The organism is Paenibacillus lycopersici, from assembly GCF_010119935.1.
Taxonomy (GTDB): Bacteria; Bacillota; Bacilli; order Paenibacillales; family Paenibacillaceae; genus Paenibacillus_Z; species Paenibacillus_Z lycopersici.
The window spans coordinates 6,579,043-6,596,736 of sequence record NZ_CP048209.1 but is presented as its reverse complement, the minus strand read 5'-3'; the positions used below and the strand labels follow the sequence as shown (position 1 = coordinate 6,596,736).

Annotated in this window: 13 protein-coding genes; 8 read left to right on the top strand and 5 right to left on the bottom strand. The window is 62.2% G+C overall.

All coding sequences use genetic code 11. The features are described from left to right. Together GXP70_RS28850 and thiO are read left to right on the top strand one after the other, a co-directional pair. Complete coding sequence (locus tag GXP70_RS28850; protein ID WP_318652397.1) at nt 1–894, top strand: thiazole synthase; 894 nt, start codon at nt 1–3, stop codon at nt 892–894. Continuing rightward, the gene (gene thiO / locus GXP70_RS28845; RefSeq protein ID WP_162360121.1) at nt 891–2,102 is read left to right on the top strand and encodes a glycine oxidase ThiO; all 1,212 of its coding nucleotides are present in this window, start codon (nt 891–893) and stop codon (nt 2,100–2,102) included. The genes GXP70_RS28850 and thiO overlap by 4 nt, the downstream gene beginning before the upstream one ends. 1,568 nt (nt 2,103–3,670) lie before the next feature. On the opposite strand, the gene GXP70_RS28840 is transcribed toward thiO, so the two are convergent. Genes GXP70_RS28840 through GXP70_RS28830 form a run of 3 tightly spaced genes read right to left on the bottom strand, consistent with a single transcriptional unit; the run spans nt 3,671 to nt 7,899 of the window. Then, nucleotides 3,671–5,608 (bottom strand): ABC transporter ATP-binding protein, encoded by a 1,938-nt coding sequence (locus GXP70_RS28840; protein WP_162360120.1) that lies wholly within the window; start codon nt 5,606–5,608, stop codon nt 3,671–3,673. Then, nucleotides 5,605–7,335 (bottom strand): ABC transporter ATP-binding protein, encoded by a 1,731-nt coding sequence (locus GXP70_RS28835; RefSeq protein ID WP_162360119.1) that lies wholly within the window; start codon nt 7,333–7,335, stop codon nt 5,605–5,607. Before GXP70_RS28835 ends, GXP70_RS28840 begins: the two co-directional genes overlap by 4 nt. A 6-nt stretch (nt 7,336–7,341) precedes the next feature. Beyond that, entirely contained in the window at nt 7,342–7,899 is a 558-nt protein-coding gene (locus GXP70_RS28830) for a MarR family winged helix-turn-helix transcriptional regulator (RefSeq protein ID WP_162360118.1), read from the bottom strand. A 172-nt stretch (nt 7,900–8,071) separates the two neighbouring features. On the opposite strand from GXP70_RS28830, the gene GXP70_RS28825 reads away from it, so the two are divergent. Then, nucleotides 8,072–9,730, top strand: a complete 1,659-nt coding sequence (locus GXP70_RS28825; protein ID WP_162360117.1) for a glutamine--tRNA ligase/YqeY domain fusion protein — start codon at nt 8,072–8,074, stop codon at nt 9,728–9,730. Nucleotides 9,731–9,896: 166 nt separating this feature from the next. On the opposite strand, the gene GXP70_RS28820 is transcribed toward GXP70_RS28825, so the two are convergent. Both GXP70_RS28820 and GXP70_RS28815 read right to left on the bottom strand, forming a co-directional pair. Then, nucleotides 9,897–11,045, bottom strand: a complete 1,149-nt coding sequence (locus tag GXP70_RS28820) for a TolB-like translocation protein (protein ID WP_162360116.1) — start codon at nt 11,043–11,045, stop codon at nt 9,897–9,899. A 174-nt stretch (nt 11,046–11,219) separates the two neighbouring features. Next, entirely contained in the window at nt 11,220–11,810 is a 591-nt protein-coding gene (locus tag GXP70_RS28815; RefSeq protein WP_404822296.1) for a nitroreductase family protein, read from the bottom strand. Between the two features lie 300 nt (nt 11,811–12,110). On the opposite strand from GXP70_RS28815, the gene mobA reads away from it, so the two are divergent. The 5 genes from mobA to GXP70_RS28790 all read left to right on the top strand — a co-directional run bounded on the left by mobA (nt 12,111) and on the right by GXP70_RS28790 (nt 17,692). Next, the gene (gene mobA / locus GXP70_RS28810; protein WP_162360114.1) at nt 12,111–12,854 is read left to right on the top strand and encodes a molybdenum cofactor guanylyltransferase; all 744 of its coding nucleotides are present in this window, start codon (nt 12,111–12,113) and stop codon (nt 12,852–12,854) included. 585 nt (nt 12,855–13,439) lie between these two features. Then, complete coding sequence (locus tag GXP70_RS28805; protein WP_162360113.1) at nt 13,440–14,570, top strand: ROK family protein; 1,131 nt, start codon at nt 13,440–13,442, stop codon at nt 14,568–14,570. 53 nt (nt 14,571–14,623) lie between these two features. Further along, nucleotides 14,624–15,349 carry a 6-phosphogluconolactonase gene (locus GXP70_RS28800; RefSeq protein ID WP_162360112.1) on the top strand — a complete coding sequence of 242 codons (726 nt, stop codon included), beginning with the start codon at nt 14,624–14,626 and terminating at the stop codon, nt 15,347–15,349. Nucleotides 15,350–15,361: 12 nt separating this feature from the next. Then, entirely contained in the window at nt 15,362–16,291 is a 930-nt protein-coding gene (locus GXP70_RS28795) for an ROK family protein (RefSeq protein ID WP_162360111.1), read from the top strand. Between the two features lie 15 nt (nt 16,292–16,306). After that, nucleotides 16,307–17,692, top strand: coding sequence for a family 4 glycosyl hydrolase (locus GXP70_RS28790; protein ID WP_162360110.1), 1,386 nt, complete (start codon nt 16,307–16,309; stop codon nt 17,690–17,692). The last annotated feature ends 2 nt before the right edge of the window (nt 17,693–17,694 follow it).

Below are 17,694 nucleotides of genomic sequence, written 5' to 3'. Positions count from 1 at the left end.
ATGACGGGAATTGAAAATATGGCATTTAACGGCGGTGACGAGCTGGTCATCGGCGGGAGGAAGCTGCGCTCCCGATTCTTTCTCGGCACGGGCCGTTTTCCGAGTCCGTTCGTGTTCCGGCAGGCGCTGACGGCGTCTGATGCGGAGGTGGTGACGTTCGCGGTGCGGCGCGTTAACCTGGACTATACCGAGGACGATGCGATCCTGCAGCATTTGGACGGAGGCAGCTATCAGTTCCTGCCGAACACCTCCGGCGCGAGCAATGCCGACGAGGCGGTGCGGATCGCGAGGCTCGCCAAGGCGGCGGGACTGAGCGACTGGATCAAGGTCGAAATCAGCGCCAATCCGCGGACGCTCCTGCCTGACCCGATCGAGACGCTGCGGGCGACCGAGCGGCTCGTGAAAGAAGGATTCGTCGTATTGCCGTACACGTCGGACGATCCGATTCTGTGCAAAAGGCTGGAGGAAGCCGGCGCGGCCGCCGTCATGCCCGGCGGCGCGCCGATCGGCACGGGGCTGGGCCTGCTGAACCCGTATAACCTCGGGCTGATCGTCGAAGAGGCGGGCGTGCCGATCATCGTGGATGCGGGTATCGGCTCCGCCGCCGACATCGTCCAGGCGATGGAGCTGGGCGCTTCCGGCATTCTGGCGAATACGCCGGTGGCGAAGGCGCAGGACCCTGTAGGCATGGCCTATGCGATGCGGCTTGCCGTCGAGTCCGGGCGGCTGTCATACCTGTCCGGCCGGATCGCGATGCGCCGCTATGCGTCGGCGAGCAGCGCGGAAGAAGGCGTCTCGGCGCCGTTCGGCGCCGCCGAGCCTGCGCGTGCCGGCTTGACCGGAAGCAGGGGGGCCGGTGCCGTCGCGCCGCGGGCGGAGAGCGAAACGCCATGAGCCGGCATATCGTTATCCTGGGCGGTGGCATCATCGGCCTGTCCTGCGCGTTCGAGGCCGCGCTCGCCGGAGACGCAGTGACCGTCGTCGAGCCGGGGCGCGTCGGCGGGCAGGCGTCCGGCGCCGCGGCCGGCATGCTTGCGCCTTTCACGGAGAACGCCGAACAGCCGGACGCGTTCTTCCGGCTGTGCCTGGACAGCCTGCACCGCTATCCCGAATGGGTGCGCGCGGTGGAAGAGGTGTCCGGCCTATCGGCGGAGCTCGTCGCCAGCGGCTGCTTGACGGTGGCGCTGCACGAGGCGGATTTGCAGCCGCTGCAGGCACGGCTTGCGTGGCAGCAGCGGTTCGGGGCGTCCTCGGAGCTGGTCGGCCCTGAGCGGCTGCGCACGCTGGAACCGCGGCTGCATCCGGGCATCGCCGGGGCGCTCTATTGCCCCGTGGAGTCGCATGTGCACGCGCCGAAGCTGGTCGCCGCGCTGGAAGCGGCGTGCCGCAGGCTCGGCGTGCGGCTGCTTGAGCACGCGGGCGAGATTACGCCGCTGCGCGGCTCGGGCGGCTCGGGCGGCTTGGACGGCGATGGCGCGGTCGCGGCCGCCGTGGAGACGGGCGCGCATGGCCGCATCAGCGGCGACGCGCTCGTCGTCTGCGCCGGCGCGTGGGCGAACGCGTACGCGGAGCTGTGCGGGTTCCCGATCCCGGTTCACCCGATCCGGGGGCAGATTTGCGCCTTTGATTTGGCAGGCTCCGCGGCGGGCGGCGCTGCGGGAGCGGGAGAGCCCGAGCGCGTGCGGCACATGGTGTTCTCCAGCCAGGCCTACTGGGTGCAAAAGCAGGACGGCCGCCTTATTTGCGGCGCCTCCGAGGATGCGGCCGGCTATGACACGTCCGTTACGGAACGCGGCATCGCCCGGCTGACCCGCTGGACGCCGCGGGTGTTTCCGTTTCTGGACGGGCGTAACCCCGTCATGAAGTGGGCCGGCCTCCGTCCGGCGACGCGCGACGGCTGGCCGCTCATCGGCGCGGTGCCCGGCAGCCCGAACGTGCTGATCGCCGCCGGCCACTACCGCAACGGCATCCTGCTCAGCCCGGCGACCGCTGCCATGGCCGTCCGCCTGCTTAGCGGCGAGGAACCGCCCGTGGCGGGGGCGGCGGCAAGCTTCGCGCCGGACCGCTTCGCGGGAAGGCCGGGCGTGCCCGCGTTTCATTAAGCATCGCGTGAAACGTTCCGCGGGCTGCCGCGATCGTGCGTGGGCCGTGAGACGTTTGGGCGGGCTGCCGGAATCGTGCGAGGGCCGTAAGATGTTTGGGCGGGCTGCCGCGGTCGTGCGAGTCCCCGTGAGGCGTTCGAGCGGGCTGCCGCGATCGTGCGAGTCCCCGTGAAGCGTTTGGGGCGGGCTGCCGCGATCGTGCGAGTCCCCGCGAAGCGTTCGGGCGGGCTGCCGCGATCGTGCGAGTCCCCCGAAGCGTTTGGGCGGGCTGCCGCGGTCGTACGAAGCCCCGCGAAGCGTCTGAGCGGGCTGCCGCGATCGTGCGAGTCCCCCGAAGCGTTTGGGCGGGCTGCCGCGATCGTGCGAGTCCCCGCGAAGCGTTTGGGCGGGCTGCCGCGGTCGTGCGAGTCCCCGCGAAGCGTTTGGGGCGGGCTGCCGCGATCGTGCGAGTCCCCGCGAAGCGTTTGGGGCGGGCTGCCGCGATCGTGCGAAGCCCCGCGAAGCGTCTGGGCGGGCTGCCGCGATCGTGCGAGTCCCCGCGAGGCGTCTGAGCGGGCTGCCGCGATCGTGCGAGTCCCCGCGAGGCGTTTGGGCGGCAGACAGGCTGACGGCGCGGATTTTACGGGTAGCCCAAAGCGGATAATGAGCGCCCTGGCCCGGGAACTGCACCCGGCGCGGGAATCGGCGAGAAACGCCGAAAGAGTCGTATCCGGTGCAGCACAAGGTCTGGCAATCGGCAAAAAAACGGCCCTCTCCCGATCAAGCGCGGCTTGATCGAAGAGGGCCGTTTTTGGTAGGCTGCACCTGACATCTGCCGCCTGTCAGCATACGCTAAAAGTTACGTTATTGCGCAGCTGGCTTGCTGCTAGCGAATCGTATACACCTTAATCGGGCAAACGAAAGGTTTGAACAACTCTAACGAATCCAGCGTGCTTTATCGAGGTGAAATCCACCTGCCAGCGGGCTCAATAGGCCGAATAGCGATACTGGGGTTCGTTACAGTGCGGCAAGCAGCTTACAGCGGCGAATAGCGTGTATTGAGTTCGCTAGCGTCGTTCATGACTTTGTTCAAAAGGCGTTTGTCCGGAGCTCGCTGGTTTGTTCCTCTAGTATACTTTCAGGAGCGCTCTACCAAGTCGCCGCGTCCGCAGCACAGCGCCTCGCAAGCAGCCGAGCAGGCAGTTGCCAGCAGCAGCGCGGCCCAGCGCCAGCGAACAGGCGTCGCGCCTGCAGCACAAGCAGCAAGCGCCGTCGCCTAAGCCCGGCCGCTGTGCAGCCGCTGTGCAGCCGCTGTGCGGCCCAGCGGCTATCCATCTCGCCGCACAGGCGTCGCCCGCCGCACAGGCAGCAAGCGCGGTCGCCTAAGTCCGGCCGCTGTGCCGCCGCAACCCGGCCTAGCGGCTATCCGCAGCGCGGCCCAGCGCCAGCGCACAGGCGTCGCGCCTGCAGCACAGGCAGCAAGCGCCGCCGCCCCGCCCGGCCGCTATCCTCCTCGCCGCCTCGGCGCAGACCCAGCGCCCCAGCGCCTCATGGACCTCGCCGCCAAGGCGCCTCACGCTCAAAACATCCTAGCTCACGTCCTGCGTCCGCTTCTGGCTGAACTGGCTCTCGTACAGGTCGGCGTAGAAGCCGCCCGCGGCGAGCAGTTCTTCATGCGAGCCTTGCTCGATGACCGTGCCGTGGTTCATGACGAGGATCAGGTCCGCGTCGCGAATCGTCGACAAGCGGTGCGCGATGACGAAGCTCGTGCGGCCTTCCATCAGCTCGCTCATGGCGCGCTGGATATGGATCTCGGTCCGCGTATCGACGCTGCTCGTCGCTTCGTCGAGAATGAGGATCGCCGGGTCCGCCAGGATGGCGCGGGCGATCGTCAGCAATTGCTTCTGCCCTTGCGAGATGTTCGATGCCTCTTCGTTCAGCACCGTATCGTAGCCCTCGGGCAGCGTCCGGATGAAATGGTCCGCGTATGCCGCGCGGGCTGCCGCGACCACGTCCTCTTCCGTCGCGCCTTCGCGGCCGTACGCGATGTTGTCGCGGATCGTCCCGTTGAACAGCCACGTATCCTGCAGCACCATGCCGAACAGGCTGCGCAGGTCGCCGCGCTTGAGCTCCGTGATCGGCGTGCCGTCGATCGTGATGCTGCCGCCGTTCAGCTCGTAGAAGCGCATGAGCAGATTGATCAGCGTCGTTTTGCCGGCGCCGGTCGGTCCGACGATGGCGATCATCTGGCCGGAATGCACATGAATGTCCATATCCTCGATCAGCGGCGTATCGTCCTTATAGCGGAACTGCACATGGTTGAAGCTGACGTCGCCGCGCACCTTCATGCCGTCGTCGCTGGCCGCGAGCGCGACCGGTCTCGCCGCTTCCGGTACTTCCTCTTCCTCGTCCAGCAATTCGAAAATCCGTTCGGCCGACGCGATCGTCGACTGAATGATATTGGCGATTTGCGCCGTCTGGGTGATCGGCATCGCGAACTGGCGCGAGTAGGAGATGAACGCCTGCACGTCGCCGATCGTGATGCGGCTGTGCAGGACGAGAATGCCGCCCGCCACGCTGACAAGCACGTAGCCGATGTTGCCGATGAAGCCCATGATCGGCATGATCATGCCGGAGACGAACTGCGCGCGCCAGCCGGATTCGTACAGCTGCTCGTTCACGTCGTTGAATTTGCCGATCGATTTCTTCTCGTGGCCGAACGCCTTCACGATGTTGTGGCCGGTGTACATCTCTTCGACATGGCCGTTGAGCTCGCCGAGCGCCTTCTGCTGGCCTTTAAAATACAGCTGCGACCGCTTCGCGATCATCTTGATCGCGATGACGCTGAGCGGCAGCGTCACGATCGTGATCAGCGTCATGATCCAGCTGATCGTCAGCATCATGACGATAACGCCGATGAGCGTGACGAACGCGGTAATGAACTGCGTCAAGCTCTGCTGCAGCGTGCCGCTGATGTTGTCCACGTCGTTGACGGCGCGGCTCAGAATTTCCCCGTGCGTACGGGAATCGAAGAACTTGAGCGGCAGCTTCTCGAGCTTGTCGTTCACGTCCTTGCGCAGGCCGTAAACGGTTTTCTGCGCCACGCTCGCCATGACGTACTGCTGAATGAAGCTGAACAGGGCGCTGATCATATAGAGCACGCCCAGCACGGCGAGAATTTCCCAAATGTAATGAAAATCGATCTTCGCGTCCGCCTGCCCATTGAAGCGGGCCATGATGCCTTCGAACAGCTTCGTCGTCGCTTTGCCCATGATTTTGGGGCCGACGATGGAGAATAGCGTGCTGAGCACGGCCGTCAGCAGGACGATGAGCAGCGCGAAACGATGCGGACGCAGGTAGCCGATCAAGCGGCGAAGCGTGCCCTTGAAATCCTTCGCTTTCTGCACGGGCATGCCCATGCCGCCCGGACCGCCGCGGCCCGGTCCGAAGCCGAAGCCGCCCGGCGGAGGTCCTCCCGGACGCTGGCCGCCTGGGCCGCCTGCGGGACGTTGCTGTTGGTCACTCATGCGATCTCCTCCTCTGACAGCTGTGACGTCACGATTTCGCGGTAAACGGTCGACGATTGCAGCAGCTCGCGGTGCGTGCCGATCGCGGACACTTGGCCGTCGTCGAGCACGATGATCCGGTCGGCGTCCATGACGGTGCTGACCCGCTGCGCCACGATCAATACGGTGGCGTCGGTCGTCTCGCTGCGCAGCGCCGCGCGGAGCTTCGCGTCGGTCTTGAAGTCGAGCGCCGAGAAGCTGTCGTCGAACAGGTAGATCGACGGTTTGCGGACGAGCGCGCGGGCGATGGACAAGCGCTGCTTCTGTCCGCCGGAGACGTTCGTGCCGCCCTGCGCGATCGGCGATTCGAAGCCGTCCTTCATCTCGGAGACGAAATCGTACGCCTGCGCCACGACGGCGGCATGGCGGATATCCTCGTCCGAGGCGTCATCCTTGCCGAAACGGATGTTCTCCGCGATCGTGCCCGTGAAGAGCACGGCCTTCTGCGGCACGAGGCCGATGCCCGCGCGCAGCTCTTCCTGCGTCATCTCGCGGATATCCACGCCGCCCACGGTGATGCTGCCGTCCGTGACGTCGTAGAAGCGCGGAATCAGGTTGATCAGCGTCGATTTGCCGGAGCCGGTACCGCCGATGATCGCCGTTACTTCCCCGCGGCCCGCGGTGAAGGAAATGTTCGACAGCGCCGGCATTTCGGCGCCCGGGTAGTGGAAGGAGACATTATTGAACGCGAGCTCTCCGCGCGCGTCCGCACGCTGCGCCGCCCGGCCGGCCGGATCGTTAATATCCGGCACCATGTTCAGCACCTCGTTGATCCGCGAAGCGGAAGCCGATGCCCGCGGAATCATGACGAACATCATGGAGGCGAAGATCAGCGCGAACATGATCTGCCACGCGTATTGGATGAAGGCCATCAAATCGCCGACGGCCATGTGGCCGTGATCGATGCGCAGCCCGCCGAACCAGACGATGAACAAGCTGGCGAAGTTCAGGACGAGCATCATGATCGGCATCAAGGATGCCATGATGCGGTTGACCTTGATGGCCGTGTTCGTCAAATCCAGGTTGGCGTCGTTGAAGCGGGCTTGCTCATGCTTCGTCCGGTTGAAGGAACGGATGACGCGGATGCCGGTCAGGTTCTCGCGCAGGACGAGGTTCAGCTTGTCGATCTTGACCTGCATCACCTTGAACAGCGGCACGCCGCGGCTGACGACGGTCAGGATGACGAGCGCGAGAATCGGCACGATGACGATAATGATGAGCGAGAGATGGGCGTCCTTGTAGAGCGCCATAATAATCCCGCCGAAGCACATCATCGGCGCCGCGACCATGACGCGCATCATCATCATGAGCACCTGCTGTACTTGCGTGATGTCGTTGGTCGTCCGCGTAATGAGCGAGGCGGTGCCGATTTTATCGAATTCGTGCAAGGAATACTTCTCGACGTGCGCGAAGACGCGGCTGCGCAGGTCGCGGCCGAAGCCGCCGGACGACTTGGCGGACAGGTAGCTCGCTCCGATGGAGCAGAGGCCGCCGGCGAGCGCGATGAACAGCATGAAGCCGCCGATTTTCCAAATATACGGATTGTCGCCCTTGACGACGCCGTTGTCGACGATGTCGGACAGCAGCGTCGGCAGGTACAGATCCGACAACGACTGGAGAAATACGAACAACAGGACGAAAAAAACGATCAAGCGGTACGGTCTCAGCATGCGAAGCAGTTTCAGCATAAAATCTCATTCACCTTCTTCGGGAGTAGTGGGGGGATTCCAGCCGGGCCTGCACCAAGGGCCGCCCCTGGATTCCGTGTCGTCGTCCGCGCCGCGGAAGAACGCGCCGACTTCGTTCAGCAATTCGATCAGCAGATGCGCCCGGTCGGAGCCGAGATGCGCGACGAGCGCTTTCATGCGCTCCTGCATGGCCTCCTGCGCCTGCCCGGTGAGCCGGTCGCCTTCCTCCGTCAGCGTGATGCGGACGGCCCGGCGGTCGCTCGGATCGGCGTTGCGCTGCAGCAGCCCTTTGGCCACAAGCAGATTGACGCTCTGCGTAATCGTCGGGGAGGCGACGTTCAGCATGCTGCTGAGCTCGGAAGCCTTGACCCCGGCAGGATTGCCTTCGGTCGCCCGGCGGATGCAGAACAGCGTCATCGTTTCGCCCGGCGTGCAGTTCTCGATCGGGCTGCGGCTGTTCCACGGCAGCTGGCGGAGCCGGCGCAGCGCGCGTACGAGCTCGAGCGCGGCCGGAGGGGGATGCTCGCGTTCATCGGCGCGAGCAGGATCATGGTCGTCTTGCATGAGTGCGATGCTCCTTTTTTAATTTCATTAGCTAACCTAAGTATATAATCGCCGGACGGAAAGTCAAGATCCTTCTTAGGATGGCACGGGAAGAAGTTTGCTATTTATATATAAGGCGAAAATTGTGTATGATAGTAGGATAAGAAATTCCTGTTGGGAAAGGTTGGTCGTTATGGAGAATAAGGCATCATCCTCTAACTTTATCAAAAACATCGTGAGCGACGACCTGCAGTCCGGCAAGGTCAGCGAGGTCGTTACGCGGTTTCCGCCGGAGCCGAACGGATACCTGCATATCGGCCATGCCAAGTCGATCTGCCTCAACTTCGAGCTGGCCGACGAGTTCAACGGCAAAACCAATTTGCGCTTCGACGATACGAACCCGGCGAAAGAAGATACGGAGTATGTCGAATCGATTCAGGAGGACGTCCGCTGGCTCGGCTTCGAGTGGGACGACCTGCGCTTCGCCTCCGATTATTTCGAAGAGCTGTACGACCGCGCCGTGCTGCTGATCAAGAAAGGCAAAGCGTTCGTCTGCGACCTGTCCGCCGAGCAAATGCGCGAGATGCGCGGAACGCTGACGCAGCCCGGGCAGAACAGTCCGTACCGCGACCGCGGCGTCGAAGAGAACCTCGACTTGTTCGCGCGCATGCGGGCCGGCGAGTTCAAGGACGGCGAACGCATCCTGCGCGCCAAAATCGACATGGCTTCGCCGAACATTAACCTGCGCGACCCTGCGCTGTACCGCATCGCGCACGCCCATCATCACCGGACCGGCGACGCGTGGCGCATCTACCCGATGTACGACTACGCGCATCCGATCAGCGATGCCATCGAAGGCGTGACGCATTCCGTCTGCACGCTGGAATTCGAGGCTCACCGTCCGCTGTACGATTGGGTCATCGAAGAATGCGAGATGGAAGCGAAGCCGCGCCAATACGAATTCGCGCGTCTGAACGTGACGAACACGATCATGAGCAAGCGCTACCTGAAAATGCTCGTCGACCAAGGCGTCGTCGAGAGCTGGGACGATCCGCGCATGCCGACGATCAGCGGCCTGCGCCGCAAAGGCTACACGCCGGAAGCGCTCCGCGCGTTCTGCCGCGAGATCGGCGTTGCCCGCGCATACAGCGTCGTCGACGAACGGATGCTGGAGTTCTTCATCCGCGAAGACCTGAAGCTGAAGGCGCCGCGCACGATGGCCGTCCTGCAGCCGCTCAAGGTCGTCATCACCAACTACCCGGAAGGGCAAGTGGAGCTGCTGGAGGCCGAGAACAATGCGGAGAACGAAGCGATGGGCACGCGTCAAATCCCGTTCTCGCGCGAAATCTACATCGAGCAGGACGACTTCATGGAGAATCCGCCGAACAAATATTTCCGCCTCTTCCCGGGCAATGAAGTGCGTCTGAAGAACGCGTATTTCATCAAGTGCGAAGAAGCGATCAAGGACGCGGACGGCAATGTCGTCGAACTGCGCTGCACGTACGACCCCGAGACGAAGAGCGGCACCGGCTTCACCGGCCGCAAAGTCAAAGGCACGATTCACTGGGTCGAGGCGACGCGGGCGGTTCCGGCCGAATTCCGCCTGTTCGAGCCGCTGCTCCTCGACGAGGAGGAGGGCGCGGACAAGGAGTTCCTGGAACGCATTAACCCGAATTCGCTGACGACGCTGCAAGGCTTCGTCGAGCCGAACATGAAGGAAGCGCAAGGACAGGACAAGTTCCAGTTCTTCCGCCACGGCTACTTCAATGTCGATCCGAAGCATACGAGCGCGGGGCGCGTCGTATTCAACCGGATCGTGTCGCTGAAGAGCTCGTTCGATCCGAAGGCTTGACCGTCGTCAGCCCTCTTCTCCAAGAGGGCGCTATGCAAGGTGACTTAATCGTGATGCAATGCACGACGCAATAATGTAGAAGAAGTCTCCAAGACTGCGGCAAGCGCGGTTGCGGAGGCTTCTTCGCGTTTGGTTCTCATTCCTCGCGCCGGATCTTGCCCGCGGTTCATAGCACGGGCTTGTCCAGCAGCGGCTCCAGCCGCACGAGGGTACCGGCGCGGCCGGAAGCCCGGCCGGCTTTCTCCGACTCCGAATACAGTACGAAAGCGTCGTCGGCCGTCCAGCTCACATAGGCGGGCGGCTCCGCGTCCTTGAAGACGCGGCGGACCTCGCCCGTGCACAGATTGATCAGATCGATGGCGCTTCCCGCCTCGTCCCTGCGGGTCTGGTTGACGAGCACGGCCCACGAGCCGTAAGGGGAAGGGGAGATTTGCCGGACCGCGTTCAACCCCGGATAGCCGTAGGAAGCGGTTTCGCCCGTAACCAAGTATGTGACGCTCAGTTTGCCAGGCTCGGCCTGGTTGATCAAGTACGGATACGAGACGGCGGCGATCTGAGAGAAGGGAGCGATCTCCGTCTCCGTGCCGCGGGAGACGTCCACTTCCATAATGCGGTCGGCGCGGCGGATGAACAGCTCCTTGCTCAGTCCCCAGCCGATGACGGAATAGCCGCCGGCCAGGATGGGCCGCTCCTCGCCCGTATCGAGGTTTTTGCGCCACATGAAGCCGTTATAGCCGCGGTCGTACGCCGCATTGCGATTGGAGAAGAAGATCAGCGTACGGCCGTCCGGACTGATGGCCGGGTTCGCGCCCCAGACGGGCGAAGCGGAGTCCTCCAGGATGTCGCCCTCTACGTCCTGAAGCTTGTATATGCCGCTTTCATCCTCCAGCAGCTTCTCGATCCGCGCCGACGCGACGTCGACCGCATACAGATTGCTGTCGATTTCCGCGACGAATTCCTTGTCGTGACCGGGCCAGGGCTGAATCGCCGCGCCGTTGCCGACGCTGCCGAGAAGCATCGTTCCGCGGCCGGTTTCCATGGCGTCTATCGTAAGCTCCAGCGGCTTCCCGTTCAACGAGAGGGCGAGCCTTCTATGCGTAACCGGCGGAGCATGGCCATAGACGTTCGTATCTATCGACCCGTCCGAAGAAGAATTCGCGGTTTGCGAGCCGGCACGCTGTTCCGCCGGGTCTTGCGCCGCTGCGCCCGCAGAAGCAGGGGAGGCTTGCATGTTCCGCCGCTCGCCCGGCAGCACGGCTATCAGCGCCGACGCGATGATGATGCAGGCAGCGGCGAATTGCCAGGTTCGGTTCATAATGATCCTCCTCGATTACGGCTCGTCCACAAGCATAGCATGGCGAATGCACGCAAGCTGTCGAGGCTTGTCTTCTTCGGAAATTTTACTGTTTTGCGCCAGGGAAGCCGGCCCGTACTTGCCAAAAAGCCGGACGATGCCCGTCCGGCTTCAAGGAGTTGCAGTCGTTAACCGTTAATGCCACTTCACGACGTCTTCGTAAGGGAGGAAGGAGCGTTCTCCCGGCGTCTCCGCCGCCCGGCCGTAAGGCATTTGGGCGACGAGCGACCAGTTGTCCGGGATCTCCCACTCGCGCCTCACTTGGTCATCGATGATCGGATTATAGTGCTGCAGCGAAGCGGCGAGGCCTTGGTCGGTCAAGCCGAGCCAGACGGCATACTGCAGAATGGCCGATCCTTGCTGCGACCAATGGTGAAAATGCATCTGGTACGACGGCGGCGATTTCTCCTGCGTCGTCCTGACCGCGGCCTCGTCCTCGAAGAACAGCACCGTGCCGGCGCCGGCGCGGAACCCGTTCATGCGCTCCTGCGTCGGGCCGAATTTCTCGGCCGGCACATGGGCCCGAAGCGTCTCCGTCACGATGTCCCACAGCCGTTCATGCTGCCCGCCGGTCAACACGACGAGCCGGCCGCTCTGCATATTGAAGGCCGACGGCGCGTGCAGCGCAAGCCGGACGACGTTCTCGATCTGCGAACGCGGTACCTCCGGCGTATTGGTCAATTTGCGAATGGATCGGCGTCCTTTAACGATATCTTCCCATGTCATGCGCATCGTCCTCTCTTGTTGGTTCGGTTCATGTAAGGGCTGCTGCTTCCCGCGAAGCCGCCAATCGTTCCCTGCCGCGAAAGCGATGCTGCGCCGCTGCATGATCGCATGTTGCCTTGGCAAGCGGCTAATCGGTTGGCGATGGCCGGCTATGTGTATCCTTCCCTATTTGGCCCGATTTTTCCTGTTCGCGGCTGGATGTTTGCAGGCGCGCTCTTTCCCAATGCAATCCGCTCGTCTTATACTGGGAGAAAAGGCAGCTTCGACAGGATGAAACGATGGATGAACAGGAGGATGAACATGCGGGCAGAAGAGGTGACCGGCGTCGTTCTGGCCGGCGGACAGAGCACGCGCATGGGAAGGGACAAGGCGCTGCTGCCGATCGCGGGCAAGCCGCTGGTGCGGCATTTGGCGGAACGGATGGCGGCGCTGGGCATTCGGCGCCTGATCGTCGCCTGCGGCACGGAAGCGCGGGGCCGGGAGTACGGAGCGCTGCTGCAAGGGCTTGCGGGCGCGGACGAGATCGTGACCGCGGCAGACGCGTACCCGGGAAGCGGACCGCTCGCCGGTCTTCACGCGGCGCTCGGCGCCGTGCCGGAGCGCGGCTATGCCTTCGTCATGGCATGCGACATGCCGACGGTATCGGTTGGGCTGTTCGCGCGGCTGCTGCAGGCGGCCGAGGGCGGCGGAGCGCAGTCCGGGGCCGAAGCCGAAGGTTTCGGACTGGCGGATGCAAGCCTGCGGCCGTCCATCGGCGCCGGCGGGCCAATGGACGGCGAAGCGGCAGGACAAGCTGCAAGCGCAGCGGAGCAAGGCGCCATCCCGCAAGTCGTGCTAACGCCGGGTCAACCGTTCCATGCGCTCTATCATGCAAGCGCGGTTCATGTGCTGGCGCGGCGGCTGGAACAAGGCGATCTGCGGCTCATGTCGCTCCTGGGCGAGCTGCGAACGACGGTAATCGCCTTGAGCGAAGCGGAGGAAGCGGCTTTCGTCAATTTGAATACGCCCGAGCTGTACGAACGGTTCGAGCGGCGCGGCGAATAGGAACGCCGGTTCATGTACAGGGGGGCCGGCCGAGGCTCCGGCTGGCGGATTGCCGATAACGTACATCCAATAGCGAGCATCGGGTGCTTCGCCGATCCGCCGAGGACCGAGGCTCCCATCGCGCGTGGTGCGACGTTAAATGCTGCAAGCCGGTCAAGACCAGTGCGGCGGCGAGGGATTGGTTTTCTTCGCGGCCGCCTCCGTTCGAAACCCGCTCATAACGACGAAGGTCGGCCGGTCTGGCAACCGGACGAACAGGGACTTGGCCGCGAAGTATGCACGGACGCCAAAGCCGCGCTGCGCCTGTATGCGGCGGGGCCGCGAGCCCGGGAAGCGCCTAAGCCCGAACCCGTAAGCGGGAGGGAGGTTGCCGCGCTTCTTTCGCGCTTCTTTCGTATTTTGTCGAATGTTGCCATTGACACTGCGATCGATCGCATTATAATAAGGGGTAATTAACGAGTCGGATTTCTTCCTGCGTCCAATTATTAAATAAAATTAAATAATTGAATTAAGAAATGAGATTAAGAAACAATATTAAGTAATTCCTGAGCAAGTCATTCGTGCGACATCGAAAGGGGCGAGCGCGTGAAGTCATTTCTGCCAAACGACATAAAAGACGAGAACCGCAAAATCATCTTCGATATCCTGCTGCAGCATCCCGAGCTGGCCAAGGTGGAAATTACGGAGAAGACGGCCATGAGCTTCGTGACCGTGAGCAAGATCGTCAATTACTTCGAGCAGATCGGCCTGCTGACGGCGACGGGCGAGAGCCGCGAGGGCGCCGGCGGGCTCGGGCGGAAGCGGACGGTATACCGCTTCAACGGGAACAGCTACGTGACGATCGGCATTCAGACGATCGGCAAGCGAATGAAAGCGCTGCTCGTCAACCTGTACGGCAGGATCGTCGATTCCTATGCGATCGACACGCCGATCGCGTTCCACGGCGAGCAATTCGCGGCGGTCTTCGACGAAATCGTGGAACGGATGCGGAAGAAGGCCGAGGAGATCGGCGGCACCATCGTAGGCATCGGCATCGGGGTGGACGGCGCGATCAACCGCCGCAAGAAGACGATCCGCATGCATACCGCCGATCGCAGGGAGGAAGATTATCCCTACGAACCGATCATCGATAATCTTACGCAGCGCGCACGGCTGCCCGTATTGATCGAGAACGACGTGAACGCCTCGATCCTGGCGGAATTCCGCAACCTGGAGAACGCCGAGGAGCCCGTCAACGATCTCATTCATATCTCGGTCGGCGACGGCGTCGGCGCGGGCATCATTCTGAACAAAGAGCTGCACCGGGGCTTCAACGCGAGCGCGGGCGAGCTGGAATACATGTGCTTCGATCCGGACTACCGGAAGACGCCGTCCTCCGTCGGCTGGCTCGAAAGCAAGCTCGGCATCGAGACGCTACACGGCAGCTACGATCTGGCTTCGGCAGAAGGACGCGACGCTTGCGCGGAATACGTGGCCCGTCATCTCGCGCTCGTCATTACGAATATGATCAGCATTCTCGATATCAACCGCGTCGTGATCAGCGGCAAGACCGTGGCGCTGTTCCCGGATCGCCTATTGACGCGAACCGCCGAATACGTAACGCAGTACACCGATTGGGATCCGAAGATTTCGGTGAGCGATTCGTCGGACTCGGCGGCGATCGGCGCGGCGATTCTGATCCTGCAGCAGGAAATGATTCATGTCCTCGCGGACTAACGCATGCCGAGCGAATACCGGCCTCATACGAATTTGAAGGGAAGTGACCATCCGTGATACGCATATTCGAAACCGAAGCGGAGCTGGCCCGTGCGATTGCAGACGAAATGCTTCGCAACCTGACGCATGAAGCGGACCCGGTCTTCTGTCTCGCTTCCGGCAGCACGCCGCAGAAGAGCTACCGCGAATTCGCGGACGCCGTCGACCCGGCGGGCCCGATCAAGTCGCTTCGCATCGTCAGCCTGGACGAATGGGTCGGCATCGGCCGCGGCTCCGAGGGAAGCTGCTTTCAAATGATGAACGCGGACCTGTTCTCGCTCTTGCCGCTCGACGAGTCCCGTATCGTATTCTACGACGGGACGAAAGCGGATCTGAAGGCGGAATGCGAGCGAATCGACCGCTTCATCGAACGGCATCCCATCACGTTCAGTTTGATGGGCGTGGGCATGAACGGCCACATCGGCCTGAACGAGCCGGGCTGCCCGGTGTTGAACAACAGCAGCGTCGTGGAGCTGGCGGAAACGACCCGCGTCGTCGGCCAGAAATATTTCAAGGCGGGCGCGAAGCTGGAGCAGGGCATTACGCTCGGCCTCGGCCAAATCTCGGCAAGCAAGCGGGTCGTCGTCGCGATTACGGGCGAACACAAGGCCGCGATCGTCCGCGAAATCTTCGGCAATCCGCAGGCGAAGCTGCCGGCGCAGGAGCTGCTCGGCTTCGAGCATATCGATTTCTTCCTCGACGGGGCGGCGGCGAAATATTTGGACGGCAATAAGAATTAAGGAGCAGCAAGCATGAATGAATCTGTGATCGGCGTGGATATTGGAGGTACGAACGTCAGAGTCGGGCTCGTGAACGACAAGCTGGAGCTCGTTCGCAAGGCAACGGCGCTCACGGACAGCTTCGGCAGCGCCGACGAGCTGTTCGCGGGAATTCGCGACATGATCGGTACCGTCGATCCCGGGCATGCGGCAAGCAAGATCGGCATCGCGATGCCCGTGCCTTGGAAACGCGGCACGACGCATATCGTGGACGCCGTCAACATCCCCTATTTGGAAAACGTGCCCGTTGCGGCGATCGCATCGCAGTTTCCGGGCTGCGGCGTTTATTTCGAGAACGACGTGAACGTGATCGCTGCTCTGGAAGCGGAGCAAGGCGCTTCGAGGGACAGCGACCATTCGATTTATATTACCGTAAGCACCGGAATTGGAAGCGGCATCATCCTTCATCGCGAGGTGCTTCACGGCGCGCACGGCTATGCCGGCGAGATCGGCAGTATGATTATTTCCGACAAAGACAACAATCATGCTTCCTTGTACTGCGGCACGCTGGAATCGCTTTGCAGCGGCAAGGCGCTGGAAGAAGAGAGCAAGCGGCTGTTCGGCGAAGACGCGACGACGATGACGCTGTTCGAGCGCTATCATCGGCAGGACGAGCGGGCGGTCGCGGTAATCGGGCTGTGGGTCGAGTATTTCTCGCGGGCGATCGCCTCGCTGATGCAGACGCTCGACCCTGACGTATTCGTCCTGGGCGGCTCCGTGATCGACAACAACCTATGGCTGATCGACAACGTGCTGGAGAATACCAGGAGCAAGGTAATGGATCATCTCAAAGCGGGCATCCGCATCGTCAGTCCCGCGTTCGGCGGCGACGCCGGCGTTATCGGAGCCGGGTATTCGGCCTGGAAGCAAGCCAATCAAATCGCAAGGCGACAAACCGTTTAAAGGAGACAACCACCCATGAAAAAAATGAAAATCGCGCTTATCGGCGCAGGCAGCGTATCGTTCGCCCTTGGCGCATTGCAGGATATCGTGCTTTCCCCGCGTTTGAAATCCCAGGCGGAGCTTGAGATCGCGCTGATGGATATCGATGCCGACAACGTTGGCCGCACGTACCGTTATGCGAAGGAAATGTTCGATTCCTTCTCCCATCCGGCGGCGATCTGGCAAACGACGGATCTCGAGCAAGCGCTCACGGGAGCGGACTTCGCCATCGTCGCGATCGAAGTGAACCGCTACTTCTACTGGTCGCAGGATTTCCACGTGCCGCGCCTGTACGGCAGCAAGCAAATCTACGGCGAGAACGGCGGCCCGGGCTCGATGTTTCACACGCTTCGCAACCTCGGCCCGATGCTGGAAATCGCCCGCATGATGGAGAAGGTATGCCCGGACGCCTGGTTCATCAACTACACGAACCCGGAAGCGAAGCTCGTGGAAGCGATCTCCAAGCTGACGTCGATTCGGATCGTCGGCCTGTGCCACGGTCTCGACATGGGCGTGCACCAGCTGTGCGACTTCCTGGAGATGAAGGAAGAGGAGATCGGCTTCGAAGGCGGCGGCTTGAACCACTTCGGCTTCTTCACGAAGATCTGGGACAAGAAAAACGGCGAGGACCTGTATCCGCGCTTCCGCGAGCAGGAGAAGAAGGCGAACCGTCTGGCGCAGTTCGACCATATCGCCCTGTCCAGAGCGATGTTCCAAATTTATGGCTATTATCCGTATCCGGGAACGAATCACTGCGGAGAATATGTATCGTACGCGGCTGATTTCTACGCCGGCCTATCGCTGCAATACCGCTACGATCCGATGCGCGAGCAGCTGTGGCAGGAAGGCTCGAGAACGCCGGATTTCGTCTACGCCGCGAACGGCGGAAGCTTGGATAAAGGGCTGTTCGAGAACGTCCAAACGCAAGATTCGTGGGTAGAGCAAGCGTATACCTTCAATAAAGACAAGGTATGCCCGAGCATGGAGTACGCGATTCCGATCATCGAAGCGGTTTTCTTCGACGACGAGATCCACATCAACGCCGTGAATCTGCCGAATAACGGCGCCATCAAAGGGCTGCCGGACGACATGGTCGTCGAGACGCAAGCGGTCGCGAACGGACAAGGCGTCTTCCTGAAGCCGATGACCGTGGAGCTGCCGACGGCCGTGATCGGAACGATCCACGTTCAAGGCATGATCCACCGCCTGCTGCTGGAAGCGTTCCAGGAGAACTCGAAAAACAAATTGCTGCAGGCGATTCTGCTCGATCCGCAAGCGCCGACGTATTATCAGGCCTGCAAGATGATCGACGAGATGTGCGAGCTGCAGAAGGATATTCTGCCTGCGCTGGAATGGAAATAATC

Bases quoted from the DNA above. Each gene is read 5' to 3' on its own strand.
- GXP70_RS28825 (WP_162360117.1), top strand. From the start codon at position 8,072: ATGGAGAATAAGGCATCATCCTCTAACTTTATCAAAAACATCGTGAGC.
- mobA (WP_162360114.1), top strand. From the start codon at position 12,111: ATGCGGGCAGAAGAGGTGACCGGCGTCGTTCTGGCCGGCGGACAGAGC.
- GXP70_RS28835 (WP_162360119.1), bottom strand. From the start codon at position 7,335: ATGCTGAAACTGCTTCGCATGCTGAGACCGTACCGCTTGATCGTTTTT.
- GXP70_RS28850 (WP_318652397.1), top strand. From the start codon at position 1: ATGACGGGAATTGAAAATATGGCATTTAACGGCGGTGACGAGCTGGTC.
- thiO (WP_162360121.1), top strand. From the start codon at position 891: ATGAGCCGGCATATCGTTATCCTGGGCGGTGGCATCATCGGCCTGTCC.
- GXP70_RS28830 (WP_162360118.1), bottom strand. From the start codon at position 7,899: ATGCAAGACGACCATGATCCTGCTCGCGCCGATGAACGCGAGCATCCC.
- GXP70_RS28795 (WP_162360111.1), top strand. From the start codon at position 15,362: ATGAATGAATCTGTGATCGGCGTGGATATTGGAGGTACGAACGTCAGA.
- GXP70_RS28790 (WP_162360110.1), top strand. From the start codon at position 16,307: ATGAAAAAAATGAAAATCGCGCTTATCGGCGCAGGCAGCGTATCGTTC.
- GXP70_RS28820 (WP_162360116.1), bottom strand. From the start codon at position 11,045: ATGAACCGAACCTGGCAATTCGCCGCTGCCTGCATCATCATCGCGTCG.
- GXP70_RS28815 (WP_404822296.1), bottom strand. From the start codon at position 11,810: ATGACATGGGAAGATATCGTTAAAGGACGCCGATCCATTCGCAAATTG.
- GXP70_RS28840 (WP_162360120.1), bottom strand. From the start codon at position 5,608: ATGAGTGACCAACAGCAACGTCCCGCAGGCGGCCCAGGCGGCCAGCGT.